This is a genomic window from Vibrio harveyi (assembly GCF_030060435.1).
Lineage (GTDB): Bacteria > Pseudomonadota > Gammaproteobacteria > Enterobacterales > Vibrionaceae > Vibrio > Vibrio harveyi.
The window spans coordinates 498,924-516,643 of record NZ_CP125875.1 but is presented as its reverse complement, the minus strand read 5'-3'; the positions used below and the strand labels follow the sequence as shown (position 1 = coordinate 516,643).

Annotated in this window: 15 protein-coding genes; 8 read left to right on the top strand and 7 right to left on the bottom strand. The window is 45.8% G+C overall.

Translation table 11 applies throughout. The features are described 5' to 3' along the window. Positions 1-232 precede the first annotated feature (232 nt). From bepA to QMY49_RS02370, 4 genes are read left to right on the top strand one after another with little or no spacing between them, the layout of a single operon-like run. Positions 233-1,687, top strand: a complete 1,455-nt coding sequence (bepA, locus tag QMY49_RS02385; RefSeq protein WP_005445335.1) for a beta-barrel assembly-enhancing protease — start codon at positions 233-235, stop codon at positions 1,685-1,687. Between the two features lie 16 nt (positions 1,688-1,703). After that, complete coding sequence (gene arsC / locus QMY49_RS02380) at positions 1,704-2,054, top strand: arsenate reductase (glutaredoxin) (RefSeq protein WP_283312658.1); 351 nt, start codon at positions 1,704-1,706, stop codon at positions 2,052-2,054. Continuing rightward, the gene (gene wrbA / locus QMY49_RS02375) at positions 2,055-2,627 is read left to right on the top strand and encodes an NAD(P)H:quinone oxidoreductase (RefSeq protein WP_005445329.1); all 573 of its coding nucleotides are present in this window, start codon (positions 2,055-2,057) and stop codon (positions 2,625-2,627) included. Between the two features lie 20 nt (positions 2,628-2,647). Next, complete coding sequence (locus tag QMY49_RS02370) at positions 2,648-3,088, top strand: DUF2069 domain-containing protein (protein WP_053050611.1); 441 nt, start codon at positions 2,648-2,650, stop codon at positions 3,086-3,088. A 120-nt stretch (positions 3,089-3,208) separates the two neighbouring features. Here the strand turns inward: QMY49_RS02370 and QMY49_RS02365 are convergent, their stop codons facing one another. Next, positions 3,209-4,504 (bottom strand): DUF2066 domain-containing protein, encoded by a 1,296-nt coding sequence (locus tag QMY49_RS02365; RefSeq protein WP_045488950.1) that lies wholly within the window; start codon positions 4,502-4,504, stop codon positions 3,209-3,211. Between the two features lie 236 nt (positions 4,505-4,740). Between QMY49_RS02365 and QMY49_RS02360 the strand changes: the two genes are divergently transcribed. After that, positions 4,741-5,994, top strand: a complete 1,254-nt coding sequence (locus QMY49_RS02360) for a uracil-xanthine permease family protein (RefSeq protein ID WP_005433047.1) — start codon at positions 4,741-4,743, stop codon at positions 5,992-5,994. Between the two features lie 138 nt (positions 5,995-6,132). Here the strand turns inward: QMY49_RS02360 and upp are convergent, their stop codons facing one another. Next, positions 6,133-6,759 carry a uracil phosphoribosyltransferase gene (upp, locus tag QMY49_RS02355; protein WP_005445324.1) on the bottom strand — a complete coding sequence of 209 codons (627 nt, stop codon included), beginning with the start codon at positions 6,757-6,759 and terminating at the stop codon, positions 6,133-6,135. 179 nt (positions 6,760-6,938) lie between these two features. On the opposite strand from upp, the gene purM reads away from it, so the two are divergent. Both purM and purN read left to right on the top strand, forming a co-directional pair. Next, positions 6,939-7,979: a phosphoribosylformylglycinamidine cyclo-ligase gene (gene purM / locus QMY49_RS02350; protein WP_017189240.1), complete on the top strand. Its 1,041-nt coding sequence runs from the start codon at positions 6,939-6,941 to the stop codon at positions 7,977-7,979. Positions 7,980-8,387: 408 nt separating this feature from the next. Beyond that, positions 8,388-9,026, top strand: coding sequence for a phosphoribosylglycinamide formyltransferase (gene purN, locus QMY49_RS02345; RefSeq protein WP_005445321.1), 639 nt, complete (start codon positions 8,388-8,390; stop codon positions 9,024-9,026). A gap of 397 nt (positions 9,027-9,423) precedes the next feature. On the opposite strand, the gene QMY49_RS02340 is transcribed toward purN, so the two are convergent. Both QMY49_RS02340 and lpcA read right to left on the bottom strand, forming a co-directional pair. Further along, positions 9,424-10,269: a class II glutamine amidotransferase gene (locus tag QMY49_RS02340; RefSeq protein WP_005445320.1), complete on the bottom strand. Its 846-nt coding sequence runs from the start codon at positions 10,267-10,269 to the stop codon at positions 9,424-9,426. Positions 10,270-10,330: 61 nt separating this feature from the next. Then, entirely contained in the window at positions 10,331-10,906 is a 576-nt protein-coding gene (gene lpcA, locus QMY49_RS02335; RefSeq protein WP_005436835.1) for a D-sedoheptulose 7-phosphate isomerase, read from the bottom strand. 359 nt (positions 10,907-11,265) lie between these two features. Here lpcA and fadE point away from each other — a divergent pair, with 359 nt between their 5' ends. Then, positions 11,266-13,710 (top strand): acyl-CoA dehydrogenase FadE, encoded by a 2,445-nt coding sequence (fadE, locus tag QMY49_RS02330; RefSeq protein ID WP_283312649.1) that lies wholly within the window; start codon positions 11,266-11,268, stop codon positions 13,708-13,710. Between the two features lie 1,344 nt (positions 13,711-15,054). On the opposite strand, the gene QMY49_RS02325 is transcribed toward fadE, so the two are convergent. The 3 genes from QMY49_RS02325 to QMY49_RS02315 all read right to left on the bottom strand — a co-directional run bounded on the left by QMY49_RS02325 (position 15,055) and on the right by QMY49_RS02315 (position 17,720). Continuing rightward, positions 15,055-15,447 carry a DUF1353 domain-containing protein gene (locus tag QMY49_RS02325; protein ID WP_005446132.1) on the bottom strand — a complete coding sequence of 131 codons (393 nt, stop codon included), beginning with the start codon at positions 15,445-15,447 and terminating at the stop codon, positions 15,055-15,057. 41 nt (positions 15,448-15,488) lie between these two features. Beyond that, on the bottom strand, positions 15,489-15,995 hold the full coding sequence (locus tag QMY49_RS02320) for a nucleotidyltransferase domain-containing protein (RefSeq protein ID WP_005446134.1): 507 nt from the start codon (positions 15,993-15,995) through the stop codon (positions 15,489-15,491). A gap of 474 nt (positions 15,996-16,469) precedes the next feature. Then, complete coding sequence (locus tag QMY49_RS02315) at positions 16,470-17,720, bottom strand: TIGR03503 family protein (RefSeq protein WP_009698629.1); 1,251 nt, start codon at positions 17,718-17,720, stop codon at positions 16,470-16,472.

Below are 17,720 nucleotides of genomic sequence, written 5' to 3'. Positions count from 1 at the left end.
GTGATAGGGTTGTATTGTAACGGCTTTTTGAGCTGGTGCTAGCATTTCTCACATGATTTAAGAGTAGACGCGCAGGACTTTTAGATTGACAATTTACGAAACCAATTCGTTTATCTTCGGTCTTATTGCTAGCATATTCATCCCACAAGGATGACCATAAAGTCTGTGCTGATGTTGAATGGATTTCGCCCCTCAAGCACACACTCGGTATTTTGGAGAATCTTTAAACCGTATGTTAAAACGCACTCGCTCGCTAGTTTGTTTATGCCTTGCTGCTGCATTGAGTACACCAACGCCAGTTTATGCCAATAGTCCCGACCTCCCAGATATTGGTACGGCAGCCGGAGGCACTCTAACGATAGATCAAGAGTTGATTTATGGTGACGCCTATATGCGTATGCTTAGAGCCAGCAAACCTATCGTCAATGACCCTGTTATTAACGAGTACATCGACTCACTGGGTCACCGTTTGGTCGCGAATGCCAATGACGTAAAAACCCCATTCCACTTTTTCATGATCCGAGATCGCAACATCAACGCCTTCGCTTTTTTTGGCGGCTACGTTGCCCTGCACTCAGGTCTCTTTCTCCATGCCCGCACTGAAAGTGAGTTAGCCTCCGTTGTTGCTCACGAAATCGCGCACGTTACTCAGCGCCACCTTGCACGAAGCATGGAAGAACAAGCTCGTCGTTCACCAGCAACCATGGCAGCACTTGCTGGCGCTCTTCTGCTTGCGATAGCCTCTCCTGAAGCTGGTATGGCAGCGGTGACGGCAGCAACCGCTGGCAATATGCAAAGCCAAATCAACTACACTCGCTCCAACGAGAAAGAAGCAGACCGCTTTGGTATCGCGACACTGGCAAAAGCGGGCTTTGATGCACAAGCGATGCCACGCTTTTTTGGTCGCCTAGCGGATGAATATCGATACGCGAGCAAGCCGCCACCAATGTTGCTCACTCACCCGTTGCCTGAAGATCGTATTACAGACAGTCGTGCTCGTGCTCGTGCTTACCCACCAATGCGGGTGATGCCTTCTATTGATTACCATTTAACCCGAGCTCGCATTGTCGCACGTTATGCCGGAATTGATGGTCAAGCAGCAATGAGTTGGTTTGACCGAACTCAAAAGAAAGCCTCACCCGATATTGTGCCATCATTTGATTATGGTCGAGCCTTGGTACACCTCGACAACAAGCGTTTGAGTGAAGCGGAACCTTTATTGAAAAAGCTCCTTCAGCAAGACCCAGGTAACCCGTTTTATCTGGATGCAATGACCGATCTTTATATTGCTCAAAAGCAACCACAAAAAGCAGTGGATATGTTGAGTAGCGCGCTCAAACGCAACCCACAAAACAAAGTCCTGACCATCAACTATGCAAACGCATTACTTGAGGCGAAAAAGGACCAAGAAGCGGTGCGTATTCTGCAGCGCTACACACACGATAACCCAGAAGACACGAATGGCTGGCACCTGCTTTCACAAGGCAGTCATGCGCTGGGTAAAAGTGATGAAGAACTCGCCGCACGTGCCGAAATTTTGGCATTGCGAGCCAACTGGAACAAAGCCATCCAGTATTATAGTGAAGCAAGTAAAATTGCTAAGTTAGGTAGCTTACAACAAGCTCGATATGACGCTCGTATCGACCAACTGATGATCCAAAGAGATCGATTCATGGCATTACAATAACGAAATGGAGAAAACCATGTCAGTCGTGATTTATCACAACCCTCGCTGCTCAAAGAGCCGTCAAACACTTGAACTGCTTGAGCAAAATGGCGTAACACCGGAAGTGGTTAAATACCTTGATACACCGCTTAATGTTGAACAACTGAAAGTGCTTTATGCTCAACTTGGTTTCTCTTCCGTACGCGAAATGATGCGTACCAAAGAAGACATCTACAAAGAGCTGGCACTGGGAGAAGCCTCTGTCAGTGATGAGCAACTGTTCGAAGCGATGGCACAAAACCCGAAACTGTTTGAACGCCCAGTAGTAGTTGCAAATGGGAAAGCAAAAATCGGTCGCCCACCAGAACAAGTTTTGGAAATTCTGTAAATGGATTGCCAGATCCTCATTTTGTATTTCAGCCGTCATGGCTCGACAAAACAACTGGCAAGACAAATAGCAAGAGGAGTCGAGTCGACTCCTCATTGCGAAGCGATTTTACGTACAGTTGAAGAATTGTCACCTCACTCACATACCCCTTCTGATCCAATTGCTACTCTAGATGAGTTGAAGCAGTGCGATGGTCTCGCGTTTGGCAGCCCAGTTTGGTTTGGCAACATGGCAGCGCCGCTCAAGCACTTTTGGGATCAAACCACACCTTTGTGGGTGAATGGCGACCTTATCGATAAGCCAGCTTGTGTGTTTACCTCTTCGTCTTCCATGCATGGCGGTCAAGAAACCACGCTACAAAGCATGATGACCCCATTATTGCATCACGGCATGATGGTATTAGGAATCCCTTATTCAGAGCCAGAACTGCACACCACGCAATCAGGAGGCACACCCTATGGAGCAAGCAGTGTAGGACAAGAGCCAAGTCTCACGGCAGAAGAGATTCGTCTCGCACAACAATTAGGAAAACGACTGGCAACCACAGCGAAAAAGCTCAAAGGAAGTCAGTAAGCTCAAGGATAAGTAAATCGATGTCTGACATTATTGACCAACCACCTCTTAGCACACGCACTCAAACCTATCGCTACATGGCGCTGTTTGGTAATTTGGCGTTATTGGCTTGGGTTGCGATTTGGCAACTGGCGTTGTCCCCTCACCCACATCTAAGCAGCACTACATTGGCGATTGCTTGGTGTATTCCTCTATTGTTGCCACTTCCTGGTATTTTAGCGGGCAAACCCTACACACACGCTTGGGCAAACTTCGTTCTAATGCTGTATTTCTTGCATGCGTTGACGATTTTGTATGTTGACGATGGTGAGCGTTGGTTGGCCGCAATAGAGTTGCTCCTTACCTCACTCGGCTTTGCAGGTAACATTTTGTTTGCCCGAGCACGTGGTAAAGAGTTGGGTCTGAAGTTAAAACGCTTATCTCAAGTCGAAAAAGAAGAAAAAGCGAAGTTCAATAAATAGAAGCGAAACAATTACAGGGACATGGCGCTTCAAGCTGAACCAGCTTCATCACATCTCCAGCCATAGAACCACTAAAAAAAAGAGTCGCACTAAGCGACTCTTTTTTGTTTTGAATAAACCTTAACTTAGGTTTTCAACCACATCCGTTTCCAATACTGGCGCGATTTCAGAATCTTGTTCTACTGGCTCGGCTTTCGTGCGAACTGGAGCATTCCATTTGTAGATCAGATCGTACTGCTTTGGCGCTGGTTGTAGTGCAACAGCAGGTGTGATTGATGCCGGCTCAGTTGCCACATTTGTTTCCGTTGCCGTATCGAGCTCAACGACTTGAGCGGTTTGATCTTCTGTTGTTTCCGCTGGCAATTGTGCTGGTTGAGCAACTTCCTCAGGAAGCTGGGCTGGTGCTGACGGCTCTACATTCTCAAGCGGGTCTTCGGTAATCTCAAGTGAACGGATAGAAGACGCTTCTTGTTCAAACGCTTGTTGAGATGCCAACAAGTGAATCGTTAACGTCACTTGATTGCCTTGAATTCGTTTGATTTCAGTACCCGCAACTGAGTTTAGCTTCGTCAATGAGTTCTCAAGATTAAAGAAGTCCACCGCTGATGCGACATCTAATACCTTCACATCAATCGCTTCAGATGATTTGCTTGATACCACAACAGCACTCTTCTTCGCGTAGTAGTCGGCGATACCACCCATCATGGCGGAGATTGCATTTGCACCAGACGCTGAGCCACTGCGAGGTGACTGTTGCGACTGAGCAAGTTGCGCTGGTGATTGGTCATATAGCGTCCAGCGAATTTTATCGCCTTGCACACGCACCACTAGCACAGCATCAACAGGGTAACGCTGACTCGCTTGGCTGATTGGGTCTACAAAGCCCCCCCACAAATCAGACACGTTCACACCCGTAACATCATCAAAGTCCCCCACAGGCATAGTGACTGGTAGGCCTCGAGATTCAGCCGCAGCGCGCAGTGCAGCAGCACTGGTTGAGTCTGAATGCTCCCAAGTGATCGTACGATCATAGCCCTGCTCTTCTACCATCCAAACTAAGATGTTGGCACGGTTTGGAGACCATAATGGTAATTGCGCTTGAGTCAGTAGTGAACGAATCTGACCACTATTAAACAGCATCTTTAAACTGCTTTGACCATCAAGCTGACCATAACCAAGCTGAGAAATGTAGCGAGAACTTGAACCCACTGCTTTCTTTATTACCGGGTTGCTAAGGGAAGATTGGCTACCTGTCGCACGCACAATCACATCTTGCATACCTTGTTGACGAGCGAGCTCTTCGCCGTCTTTTTGCTCACCGTCGATCGCCACTTCGGCACGATAGATATCTACCTGAGTTAATGCATAAACTGGCAGAGACAACCAACCTATCAATAAGAGAGCTAAATAGCGCATAGTTTTCATAATCCTCTGAACAAGAACCCGCATGATAAGCAACTATCAAACCGTGAGCAAGAAGAGTACTGAGTGAATTGTCTGTATTCTGACCAAGTTAAAACACGTAAGTGAAACTAAACATTCGTCGACCTTATAAATCCACACAAAAGTTTGATCTAGGCAACATTGCAATCGATTGCCAGATGATAAGATTCGCCGGATTTGTCTGCGTATCTTTGAAATAGGGAATTATTATGAAAAACGCGTTACAAGGCGCTCAGATGCTCTTTGTCGCTTTTGGTGCTCTCGTATTAGTACCACTTCTTACTGGCCTTGACCCAAACGTTGCTCTGTTTGGTGCTGGTGTCGGTACTCTTCTTTTCCAACTAATAACTAAACGTTCCGTTCCTATCTTCCTTGCCTCTTCTTTTGCGTTTATTGCTCCTATTATGTTCGGTATCCAAACTTGGGGTATCGGTGCGACTATGGGCGGCTTAATGGCGGCGGGTTTGGTTTATGTCGCGCTTGGTGCGATGATCAAAGTGCGTGGTGTCGGCTTCATCCATAAAATTTTACCACCAGTTGTGGTAGGTCCGGTGATTATGGTCATTGGTCTTGGTTTGGCACCAACAGCAGTAAACATGGCGGTAGGTAAAACCGGTGACGGTGCCATCCAACTCGTAAATGGTGATGCTGCAGTTATCATTTCAGCAGTGTCATTGCTAACGACCATCGCACTGAGTGTATTCGCGAAAGGCTTCCTAAAACTGGTGCCTATCGTCGGCGGTATCTTAGCGGGTTACTCTGTTTCGCTTTTCTATGGTGTGGTTGATTTCACTCCAGTAGCTCAAGCAGCTTGGCTAGCCATGCCAAACTTCACAGCGCCAGAGTTTAACATCAACGCTATCTTATTCATGATCCCAGTTGCGATTGCACCAGCGGTAGAGCACGTAGGAGACATGCTGGCTATCTCAAACGTAACGGGTAAAAACTACCTCAAGAAACCTGGTCTTCACCGCACGATTGCGGGTGACGGGGTGGCAACAATTGCGGCTTCTATGGTTGGTGCTCCACCAAATACAACTTACAGCGAAGTAACGGGCGCAGTGATGCTGACTAAAGCCTTTAACCCTGTGATCATGACATGGGCGGCGATCACGGCAATCGTACTTGCCTTAGTGGGTAAGCTCGGAGCCATTCTACAAACGATCCCTGTTCCGGTTATGGGTGGCATCATGATCCTATTGTTCGGTTCTATCGCAACCGTCGGTCTAAACACGCTCATCAAAAACAATGTGGACCTGCACAAATCACGTAACCTAGTGATCGTCGCAGTAACACTGGTATTTGGTATCGGTGGCATGGCTTTCGGTATTGGCGAGTTCAGCCTACAAGGTGTGAGCCTGTGTGGTATCGTGGCTATCATTCTTAACCTTGTGCTACCACACGATCTTGGTGAAAACCACGTGGTGGATAATGCACAGATGGAAGAAGACAACGCGAAGTAATTTATCGTGCGGCTTAATTGATTTGAGTCGCGCGGTTATCACTTTCATATCTAACTTCTAGCTTCCACATAGCAGAGACAAAAAAGGCTTGGTTTTCACCAAGCCTTTATTTATTCAATTCAGTAAAAGCAATAACGCTTATTTAGTACCGAAGATCTTGTCACCAGCGTCACCTAGACCAGGAACGATGTAACCTTTGTCGTTTAGCTTCTCATCGATTGCAGCTGTGTATAGCTCAACGTCTGGGTGAGCTTTTTCTAGCGCTTCGATACCTTCAGGAGCAGCGACAAGAACAAGTACTTTGATTGCCTGACAACCTTTCTCTTTTAGAAGGTCGATAGTCGCGATCATAGAACCACCTGTTGCAAGCATTGGGTCAACAACTAGAGCAATACGCTCATCGATGTTAGAAGCAAGCTTGTTAAAGTATGGTACTGGCTCTAGTGTTTCTTCATCGCGGTAGATACCAACAACACTGATACGCGCGCTTGGCATGTGCTCTAGAACACCATCCATCATGCCTAGACCTGCACGCAAGATTGGCACTACTGTTACTTTTTTACCCTTGATTTGGTCAACTTCTACAGGACCATTCCAACCTTCAATGGTTACTTTCTCTGTTTCAAAGTCTGCAGTCGCTTCGTAAGTAAGTAGGCTACCGACTTCTGTCGCTAACTCACGAAAACGCTTCGTGCTGATGTCACCTTCTCGCATTAGACCGATTTTATGTTTTACTAGAGGGTGTTTAACTTCAACAACTTTCATTTCCATCTCCGGCTTTATTGGCAATATTTAAACAAACCTTCAGATTATACATGATTTTTGCAGGGATATCAGGATAGATCACTAAAGAAAAAAACCGACGCAAACGTTTGCTATCTGTATTTAACCACTGGTAGAATAGCGCCGTTTTCATATCCAACTTAAAAACCGAGGACTTCCCTGTGAGTGGTAACAACTCTTCTCTTAGCTATAAAGACGCTGGTGTAGATATTGATGCAGGCAACGCGCTTGTAGATCGTATTAAAGGTGCGGTTAAGCGTACTCGTCGCCCTGAAGTGATGGGTGGTATCGGCGGTTTTGGCGCATTGTGTGAACTACCAACTAAATACAAACAGCCTGTACTGGTTTCTGGTACTGACGGTGTTGGTACAAAACTTCGCCTAGCGCTGGATATGAACAAGCACGACACTATTGGCGTTGACCTAGTGGCAATGTGTGTAAACGATCTAATCGTTCAAGGTGCAGAGCCATTATTCTTCCTAGATTACTACGCGACAGGCAAACTGGATGTAGACACAGCGGCAGACGTAGTTTCTGGTATCGCTGATGGCTGTGTTCAAGCAGGCTGTGCACTTATCGGTGGTGAAACCGCTGAAATGCCAGGCATGTACGAAGGCGAAGACTACGACGTTGCAGGCTTCTGTGTTGGCGTAGTGGAAAAAGAAGATGTGATTGATGGTACTAAAGTAGCCGCTGGTGATGCACTTATCGCAGTTGGCTCTAGCGGTCCACATTCGAACGGTTACTCGCTTATCCGTAAGATTCTAGAAGTTTCTGGCGCAGATAAGAACGAAGAGCTAGCAGGTCGCACTATTGGCGAACACCTTCTAGAACCAACTAAGATTTACATCAAATCAGCACTTAAGATGATTGAGAAACACGATATCCACGCGATCTCTCACATCACTGGTGGTGGTTTCTGGGAAAACATTCCACGCGTACTGCCTGAAGGAACCAAAGCCGTTATCGATGGTAACAGTTGGGAATGGCCAATCATCTTCAAATGGTTACAAGAGAAAGGCAACGTTGAAACACACGAGATGTACCGTACGTTCAACTGTGGTGTTGGTCTAGTCGTTGCACTACCAAAAGACCAAGCGGACGCAGCAGTTGCACTTCTTAAAGAAGAAGGCGAAAACGCATGGGTGATTGGTGAAATTGCTCAAGCAGAAGCCAATGAAGAGCAAGTTGAAATCCAATAACTTGCGAATCAAGCTCAAAAAATAAAAAGAATGGGGATGTTATCCCCAAATAACTTCTAAATGCTGGTTCAGCGAGAATGAATTGGTTTGTAGGCGCGACAACGATTTGAAGATCTAGTGGTTCTAAATCAAAAATCGTTAACAAAGTATACAAGCCAATACAGCTCGCCCTTCGGGAGCATGTCACCAATACGATTTCATCGTCAAACAACTTGGAAAGAGCTTACTATTCCACTGCGTTGTTTTCCTTGAATTAGAATTGGTGACAAAGCTCTGAATCCAGCCTAATGAAGTCATTTGGGGATATAGTCCTCATTCTGCTATCTGGAACATCGAAAACCATTCTAATAGTAGGTAATTTAGCAATTACGCACGTCAAACCTACAGTATCAAGGCAGTCTCAATATCATGAAAAACATAGTGGTCCTCATTTCAGGTAACGGCAGTAACCTGCAAGCTATCTTGGAAGCTTGCGAAGACAACATGCCAAATGCACAAGTCGCAGCCGTATTCTCCAACAAAGCTGACGCTTATGGTTTAGAACGTGCAAAGCAGTTTGATGTGAACGACCATTTTGTCGATCCAAAAGCATTTGATTCACGCGAAGACTTTGATGCTGAACTGATGCAGCAAATCGATGAGTACCAACCAGACGTCATTGTGCTCGCAGGCTACATGCGTATTTTGAGCAGCGCGTTTGTTTCCCACTATCTGGGCAAGATGATCAACATCCACCCCTCTCTTCTGCCAAAGTACCCGGGGTTACACACCCACCAGCGCGCGATTGATGCAGGCGACAAAGAACACGGCACCAGTGTTCACTTTGTGACAGAAGAATTAGACGGCGGACCTGTGGTATTGCAAGCAAAAGTGCCAGTATTTGAAGACGACGATGCCGATACTCTAGCCGCTCGCGTTCAAACTCAAGAGCACAAGATCTACCCAATGGTGACTAAGTGGTTAGTAGAAGAGCGCTTAACCATGAAAGATGGCAAAGCATTTCTTGATGGTTTTGAGCTTGGTGAACACGGCTACGCTGACGAGTAATTCTGAATACCAAATTCCAAACGCAAAAAGGCAGCCATCAGGCTGCCTTTTGTTATTTTAAATCTTATAAGCTTGGCTCAATGAAGCCGTTGTCAAACTAGAAACCAAAACTAACAACCTAAAAAGTCCCTGACACCACCTTAGCAATACAACACTCGGATAGTAGATTCTGAATCTGACTCGTTCCTCGTCGTTCAGAATGACGCTGCAGGCAAAGAAAAATCAATTTCACTTCAATCATTTACGTCATTCCAGCGAGCCTTAGCGAGACTAGGAATCTATTATCAATACGCTAGGAAGTAAGAATGCTCATCTGTACCCGCCTTCGGTTTAAGACGCATAAAAATAAAGCTCGCGATTAAGCGAGCTTTATTTAGATATTCATCGCAAAAAACCATCACTCCAGCGGCTCAGTTGGCGCTTGGTTACCTGGCTTCGGTGCAGCAAATGGAACATCTTCCAGAGCTTTGGCATTGTTCAATACCAATTCCCCAACGTGAAACAAACCGTACTCGCCCGGCTTCATACGATGCCATGTTTCATTGCCAGTAAGCGGCTGAGTTGCAATCACAGAAACCACATCATTTGGTGTCGTCTCTTCTTGGAAGTTGATTTCTACATCTTCATCCAACAGAGCAGCCTTGCCAAATGGAGCTCGACGGGTAATCCAATACAAATGGTTGGTACAGTAAGTCATCACAAACTCACCGTCGCTGAGCAGCATGTTGAACACGCCTTTCTCTTTTAGCTTGTCGCAACATTCAGCGACATAGATAAAGACCGCTTCCATATCCTGAGGAGGCTCAGGATACTTATCTTCCATCTGCTTTAATAGCCAGCAAAATGCCATTTCACTGTCAGTTTGCCCTACCGGACGGTGACGCCCTGTGTACAAATCTTGGTAATCGGTCAGCTGACCATTGTGTGCAAAAGTCCAGTAACGCCCCCAAAGCTCACGCGTAAACGGATGGGTGTTTTCCAGATTCACACCACCTCGGTTAGCTTGACGAATATGACTCACTACTGCGCGACTTTTTATCGGGTAGTTTTGCACTAATTCAGCAATCTTTGAGTCACAACTTGGGTTTGGATCTTTGAAAGTGCGGAATCCCTTTCCTTCATAAAAAGTGATTCCCCAACCATCACGATGCGGACCAGTACGACCACCGCGCTGCATCAATCCAGTAAAACTGAAACAAATATCGGTTGGAACATTTGCGCTCATGCCGAGCAATTCACACATGGTTTAACGAACTCCTTACCTTAAAACACAACTAAGCCATCATTCAGCTTAGTTGTAAATCTTATTCCATCTCTTTTTCGATCAATTGAATAATGATGTGAATGATCTTGATGTGTACTTCTTGGATACGGTCTGCATAACCGAAATGCGGTACGCGGATCTCGATGTCTGCAAGACCGGCCATCTTACCGCCATCTTTACCCGTTAGCGCAATCGTCTTCATGCCTTTTGCTTGGGCTGCTTCAATCGCTTTTAAGATGTTACCTGAGTTACCAGAAGTCGATAGACCGAACAGAACATCACCTTTGCGACCCACTGCTTCTACATAACGTGAGAAGACAAAGTCATAGCCAAAGTCGTTACTTACGCAAGAAAGGTGGCTTGGATCTGAAATAGCGATGCCAGCATAACCTGGACGGTTTTCACGGTAGCGACCTGTTAGCTCTTCTGCAAAATGCATTGAGTCGCAGTGCGAACCACCGTTACCACACGACAGAACTTTACCGTCTTGCTTGAAAGAATCAGCAATCATTTTCGCTGCTGCTTCGATTTGCGCGATGTTGTGATCATCACTTAAAAACTTGTTCAGAACTTCAGCAGCTTCGTTTAATTCACTTCTAATCAGATCTTGGTACATAAGACGTTCTCTTTATTATTTCGGCCAAAACAGTGAGGTTGAGCCTCTCGCTTAGCAAATTGTGCTGATGAGGCAATTGCCTTGCACATTTCATTACTCTGAGTTTACCCACAAACGAGAATTAGTGTCGATAGCGAACCACAAGATTTGGATTCTTCACGGTAATAAACTTGCTAACTTGCTTATGAAATCATCACCCAACTCTCAACTTTAGAATTTTAACTCTACTTAGATCACTTTTTGCTCAATGTTGTGTTTTACATTTCTTTAATATTTTGATTACACTTATGAGAACTGGTTAGACCTCTTACCAAAATACAGACGTACAACATAATTAAAGTCTGAGAAGGAAAAAACATATGGACATCTTGCTCTCAATCGTAGCGATGACAGTTGTGTTAGGCATTACGCTTTACCACAGAATGTCACTCGTGAAATCCGTCAGCCTGCTAACATCTGCCATGCTAGCACTGACTATCGCAGGCTCAGTTGGTTTTATTGGCTGGGTACTTTACGTTCTTGCCGTTGCAGTGTTCGCGGTTTCTAGCATTCGTCAATCCCTCATTAGCCGAAAAGCACTTGCTCTGTTTAAGAAAGTCCTACCTGCTATGTCTCAAACCGAAAAAGAAGCATTAGACGCCGGTACAGTGTGGTGGGAAGCAGAACTATTTAAGGGCAAACCTGAATGGCAAAAACTTCATGCCATCAAAGCTCCTAAATTAAGTAAAGAAGAGCAAGACTTCTTAGACGGTCCTGTAAACGAAGTGTGCGCCATGGTTAGTGACTTTCAGGTAACACACGAACTTGCAGATTTACCACCAGAAGTGTGGCAATACCTTAAGGACAATAAGTTTTTCGCCATGATCATCAAGAAGAAATACGGCGGTCTTGAGTTCTCTGCATACGCTCAATCTTTGGTATTACAAAAACTAACCGGCGTTTCTGGCGTTTTGTCATCTACCGTTGGTGTTCCAAACTCGTTAGGTCCCGGTGAACTACTGCAACACTACGGCACTGAAGAGCAGAAAAACCACTACTTACCCCGTCTTGCTGAAGGTAAAGAAATCCCATGTTTCGCATTAACTAGCCCAGAAGCAGGTTCCGATGCAGGCTCAATCCCAGATTACGGCATTGTATGTAAAGGCGAATGGGAAGGCGAAGAAGTGCTTGGTATGCGCTTAACATGGAACAAGCGCTACATCACTCTTGCTCCTGTCGCAACGGTACTTGGTCTTGCTTTTAAACTGCGTGATCCTGATGGCTTGCTAGGCGACCAAAAAGAGTTGGGCATCACCTGTGCGCTTATTCCAACGGACCTAAAAGGCGTTGAGATCGGCAATCGTCACTTCCCGCTTAATGTACCATTCCAAAACGGTCCAACCCGCGGTAAAGACATTTTCGTTCCGATGGATTTCATTATTGGTGGCGAGAAAATGGCAGGTCAAGGCTGGCGTATGCTGGTTGAATGTCTGTCAGTTGGTCGAGGTATCACACTGCCTTCTAACTCAACTGGTGGAATCAAAACTGCCGCGATGGCGACAGGTGCTTACTCGCGTATTCGTCGTCAGTTCAAACAACCTATCGGTCATATGGAAGGCGTAGAAGAACCATTAGCGCGCCTAGGTGGTAATGCTTACGTTATGGATGCGGCAAGCAACTTAACTGTAGCTGGTATTGACCTTGGTGAAAAACCTTCGGTTATCTCGGCTATCGTGAAATATCACTGTACTCACCGTGGGCAGCAAAGCATCATCGACGCGATGGACATCGTAGGCGGTAAAGGTATCTGTATGGGTCCTTCTAACTTCCTAGCGCGTGGTTACCAAGGTGCGCCAATCGCAGTAACGGTAGAAGGTGCAAACATCTTAACTCGTTCAATGATCATCTTTGGTCAAGGTGCGATTCGTTGTCACCCGTATGTTCTTGAAGAGATGAACGCGGCTTACTCTGACGCAGGCGATGCAGTTGAAAAATTCGATAAAGCACTGGCGGGTCACGTGAGCTTCACGATGAGTAACCTCGTTCGCAGTATCTGGTTTGGTCTAAGTGACGGTCTAGGTTCTTCATCACCAACCAAAGATGCAACCAAACGTTACTACCAACAATTGAACCGTTACAGTGCAAACCTTGCTCTGCTATCGGATATCTCAATGGCGGTGCTAGGTGGCTCATTGAAACGTAAAGAGCGTCTGTCTGCACGTCTTGGCGACATTCTAAGTCAGCTGTACCTTGGCTCTGCAACCCTAAAACGCTTTGAGCAAGATGGTCGTCCGGTTGAAGACCTACCGCTAGTACACTGGGGCTTACAAGACAGCTTGAAGCAGACTGAAGCAGCGATTGATGAGTTCCTAGCGAACTTCCCTAATAAAGTGATCGGTCGTGCACTGCGTGTATTGATCATGCCATTTGGTCGTGTACGTAAAGCGCCAAGTGATAAGCTAGACAGCAAAGTAGCTCGTATTCTACAAACACCAAGTGCAACACGCTCACGCATTGGTCGTGGTCAGTACCTAGAACCAACTGAGCACAATGCAGCAGGTAAAATTGAGCTAGCACTGTCTGTGATTCTTCAAGCTGAGCCTGTGTTCGACAAGGTATGTAAAGCGCAAGGCAAACGCCGCCCATTCCTACGTTTGGATATGATCGCTCAAGAAGGTTTAGAGCAAGGTGTAATCACTCAAGAAGAAGCGGATCTGTTGAGAGAAGCAGAGCAGCATCGTCTAGACACCATCAACGTAGACGACTTTGAGCCAGAGCTATTAGCCGCAAAGCCGCTTTACCCTCAGATGGAGCACGTCGCTTAAGCAGGTAATCACTTAAACGAAAAATAGAAAAGCAAAACGGGAGCTAAGGCTCCCGTTTTTTATTGAATCTCTGCTTCGCACAACACGGCGCTCGCAAAGTCCTAGAACGCTGGTAGCAGATTCTTAGTCTCGCTGGAGCTCGCTAGAATGACGGTTTACTTTGAGTTACCAGGTTACTATACGCACAGTGTTCCTAGGTTTTCGTCATTCTGAACAGTGAGGAACGAACGTGATTCAGAATCTACTTTCCACGTGCTCCTTAGATGAGGACGCCCCAAAGCCCTAGAGCGCTGATAGCAGATTCTTGGTCTCGCTGAAGCTCGCTAGAATGACGCTTTACTCTGAGTTGTCAGATTTCTATGTGCACAATGTTCATAGGTTTTCGTCATTCTGAACAGTGAGGAACGAACGTGATTCAGAATCTACTTACCACGTGTTCCTTAGATAAGGACGCCCCAAAGTCCTAGAACGCTGATAGCGGATTCTTAGTCTCGCTGGAGCTCGCTAGAATGACGGTTTACTTTGAGTGATCAAGTGACTACACGCACAGTGTTTCTAGAGCTCCGTCATTCTGAACAGTGAGGGACGAACATGATTCAGAATCTACTTACCACGTGTTCCTTAGATAAGGACCAAAGCCTTAGAGCGCTGATAGCAGATTCTTGGTCTCGCTGAAGCTCGCTAGAATGACGCTTTACTCTGAGTTGTCAGGTTACTATGTGCACAATGTTCCTAGGTTTTCGTCATTCTGAACAGTGAGGAACGAACGTGATTCAGAATCTACTTTCCACGTGTTCCTTAGATAATGACGCCCCAAAGTCCTAGAGTGCTGATAGCAGATTCTTAGTCTCGCTGAAGCTCGCTAGAATGACGCTTTACTCTGAGTTATCAAGTGACTACACGCACAGTGTTCCTAGGTTTCCGTCATTCTGAACAGTGAGGGACGAACATGATTCAGAATCTACTTACCACGTGTTCCTTAGATGAGGACGCCCCAAAACCCTAGAGCGCTGATAGCAGATTCTTGGTCTCGCTGAAGCTCGCTAGAATGACGGTTTACTTTGAGTTGTCAGGTTACTGCACGCACAGTGTTCCTAGGTTTTCGTCATTCTGAACAGTGAGGAACGAACATGATTCAGAATCTACTTTCCACGTGTTCCTTAGATAATGACGCCCCAAAGCCCTAGAGTGCTGATAGCAGATTCTTAGTCTCGCTGGAGCTCGCTAGAATGACGGTTTACTTTGAGTTACCAGGTTACTATACGCACAGTGTTCCTAGGTTTTCGTCATTCTGAACAGTGAGGAACGAACGTGATTCAGAATCTACTTACCAAGAGAGCCTAGCTAGACAGATAAAAGATCCGGTTTGGAAAAACATCCACCAAACACTCTGACTCCGTAATAGATGTAGGAAGCCCTAAAGTTCGACATGCCGTGTTCGAGACATATTTGACGCAGAAGCCTATCCGCTTGCTCTCGACTGCTTTGCGGCAACACTTCCTCCCTCATGAGCTGGTACAACGCGTCATGCACCAAAGACGCCTTGAGGATGTTTTGAGTATCAATCGCTGGACCACTCGCTCCATCCCATGAGTAACCTTTCTTAATCGTCAACAAACCTTGCTCAGATAGACTCAGAAACGGACTATCAAAAGGCTGCGCGAGGGCGATACCGGTTTCAATCTGTTCTTCGGAATGAAGGTTATATTTGTACGTCCGACGTTTTTTGTACTTCATAAACACCTCCTAGTCACCAAGCGGCTTGTAAGACACTATGCCTAGAGCTTGTCTGCGAGTTTCTTGAGGTAGTTTTTTGCCAACTCATTGTTGTCGCGACTCAGCCATTTTATACAGTCAAACAGCTCCCAAATCAGACCTTGGTCTCCACTTGTATAAACGGGAAAATCTTCGTGCTTTGGGGCTGGCTCATCGGTTACTAACTCATCGATGATATCAGCTTTATCGAATAGAACTTTGAAGGGTCTTGAAAGTTGGAAAGGTTCATTAAGATCCAAGCAATGAATCTCTGCACTGGTCAGATCGTTAAAGATGTACTTTTTAAAGCAAGCATTCTCATTGTGATCGCCTTCAAGACGATAGAAGATCTCTTTGCCTTCCTCAAACAGAGCAAAGCAAGGTGTGACATTTTTATGGAAGTTATTTTTGGTAAACACGATAACATCCGCATCCGATACACGATCCCCTTTTCCTGAAGACAATGAGCCAAGCAATACTGCGGCTACCACCTCTTCTTCGTGCACAAAGGCGTTGCATGCAGATTCCACTAGCGCTCTTTGTAAAGGTAAATGATCTAGATTTAATAATTTGATTGTCACAGCTAAAGTCCTCAATTTAAACGCAGCACACAATGTAAATATCAGTTTTTAAACCAAAGTACACCCAAGTGACTTCAAGATGCAGGATTCAGAGCGTTGTCATTGATTCGAGAGTAAGGAAAACAACGCAGTATAATAGCCAGCTCTTTCCAAGTTGTTTGGTGCAACCATTGGTTTAATAAAAAAGCGAGTTCATGACACACTCTCAAAGGGCACTCTTTACAAATAGTAAGGGCCTTGGCTTGTATACTTTGTTGCCGATTCTTGATTTAGAATCAAGATCTTTAAATCGCCGCAGCGTCTACACATCAACTCATTCTCGCTGAACCCGAGTATCTGAGTTATTTGGGTATAAAACTCTAGTAAGACGATCTAACAAAAACGGAGCCAATCGGCTCCGTTCTATAATCTCATTTCTTTGCCCTACTTCTTAGGGACTTCCAATTGCATCTCTGGCATAGCTTGACGTTTAGCTTTTACCTTGCTCCATATGATCCAGAATAGCACCACTAGAATCAGTGCGATGACGTTTCCGATACCTATGATGATCATGCTGCGCTTACGTTCCGCTTCGCGCTCAGCAATGATGCGTTTTTCCATTTCAATACGACGCTGCTCAGCGAGTTCCGCCTCTTTCGCGACACGAGCCGCTTCAAGATCCACCTCTTCAACAACACTAAATGACTGTTCTTTGATTGGGAAGACTAATGAACGCTTAGTCGCTAAGTCAGTTGCAAACACCTCACCGTGCCATGAGTATTTACCTAGCTCTGGATCATTGTCCATTTTGAGCGTGGTTTTCGTGCCATCAGCCGACACTTGACCTTGGCTATAACTGATAAAACCATCGGGCGCTTCCTGCTCAATGTTCACCGCAATAGAGCCCGGAGTGATCATGCCTTGTTCACCACTGACCACCAGCTGATGCGGTTGGTCTGCATGACGTGATTGAATAAAGGTGCGCGTAATTGGCGATGGATAGACCAGCACGATTTGTTCTTGCGCTCTCAGGAAAACCCCGTTACCTGATGTAATGCGTGCGCGGTACTTACCCGGCTCAACATCAATTGGTAGCTGAACCGTAAATACACCATCACCTGCTTTTTCATCCAAACCACGACCATCATCGGCAAACTCACCGATCACCATAGGTACTGGTCGCGCTTCTTTGATCAGTTCGTCTTCATTCTCAACAAATTTGGTGAAGGTGACGCGCAGATTGACGCGGTCTAGAAAATCTCTCAATACCAACGGTTGATCGTCTGAGGTTAAACGCGCGGTGAACTTAAGCGCCTCACTGTGGTAAAGGCGATTAGGGAACACATCGGTACTCAGCTTGAGATGTGAAATCAGACGGATGTTGTTTTTAGGAGTGACCTTACCCACAGCCTGCCAAGGACCTGGCATTGGATTATCAATCGATATGATGTCCAGAGAAGGCTCTTGGTACCAACGCACATTGTCGTAGGTACCCCATGCATAATATTTTTTGCCATCAGGACGGACAAGAACAACGGGCTGAGAGCTCTGTTCGCGATAAACCAGAAAGGTAATTTGTTCGATGGTTGGGTCGACACGAAATCGGTTATCTAACAAAGACATAGCGGACTCGCTCGCAGAAAACGCGAAACAACTCCAGAACGCTAAAATAGCGACTGACAAAGCCCTCAACAT

Coding starts and splice junctions, on each gene's coding strand:
- bepA (WP_005445335.1), top strand. CDS start 233: ATGTTAAAACGCACTCGCTCGCTAGTTTGTTTATGCCTTGCTGCTGCA.
- arsC (WP_283312658.1), top strand. CDS start 1,704: ATGTCAGTCGTGATTTATCACAACCCTCGCTGCTCAAAGAGCCGTCAA.
- wrbA (WP_005445329.1), top strand. CDS start 2,055: ATGGATTGCCAGATCCTCATTTTGTATTTCAGCCGTCATGGCTCGACA.
- QMY49_RS02370 (WP_053050611.1), top strand. CDS start 2,648: ATGTCTGACATTATTGACCAACCACCTCTTAGCACACGCACTCAAACC.
- QMY49_RS02365 (WP_045488950.1), bottom strand. CDS start 4,504: ATGCGCTATTTAGCTCTCTTATTGATAGGTTGGTTGTCTCTGCCAGTT.
- QMY49_RS02360 (WP_005433047.1), top strand. CDS start 4,741: ATGAAAAACGCGTTACAAGGCGCTCAGATGCTCTTTGTCGCTTTTGGT.
- upp (WP_005445324.1), bottom strand. CDS start 6,759: ATGAAAGTTGTTGAAGTTAAACACCCTCTAGTAAAACATAAAATCGGT.
- purN (WP_005445321.1), top strand. CDS start 8,388: ATGAAAAACATAGTGGTCCTCATTTCAGGTAACGGCAGTAACCTGCAA.
- QMY49_RS02340 (WP_005445320.1), bottom strand. CDS start 10,269: ATGTGTGAATTGCTCGGCATGAGCGCAAATGTTCCAACCGATATTTGT.
- lpcA (WP_005436835.1), bottom strand. CDS start 10,906: ATGTACCAAGATCTGATTAGAAGTGAATTAAACGAAGCTGCTGAAGTT.
- fadE (WP_283312649.1), top strand. CDS start 11,266: ATGGACATCTTGCTCTCAATCGTAGCGATGACAGTTGTGTTAGGCATT.
- QMY49_RS02325 (WP_005446132.1), bottom strand. CDS start 15,447: ATGAAGTACAAAAAACGTCGGACGTACAAATATAACCTTCATTCCGAA.
- QMY49_RS02315 (WP_009698629.1), bottom strand. CDS start 17,720: ATGTTGAGGGCTTTGTCAGTCGCTATTTTAGCGTTCTGGAGTTGTTTC.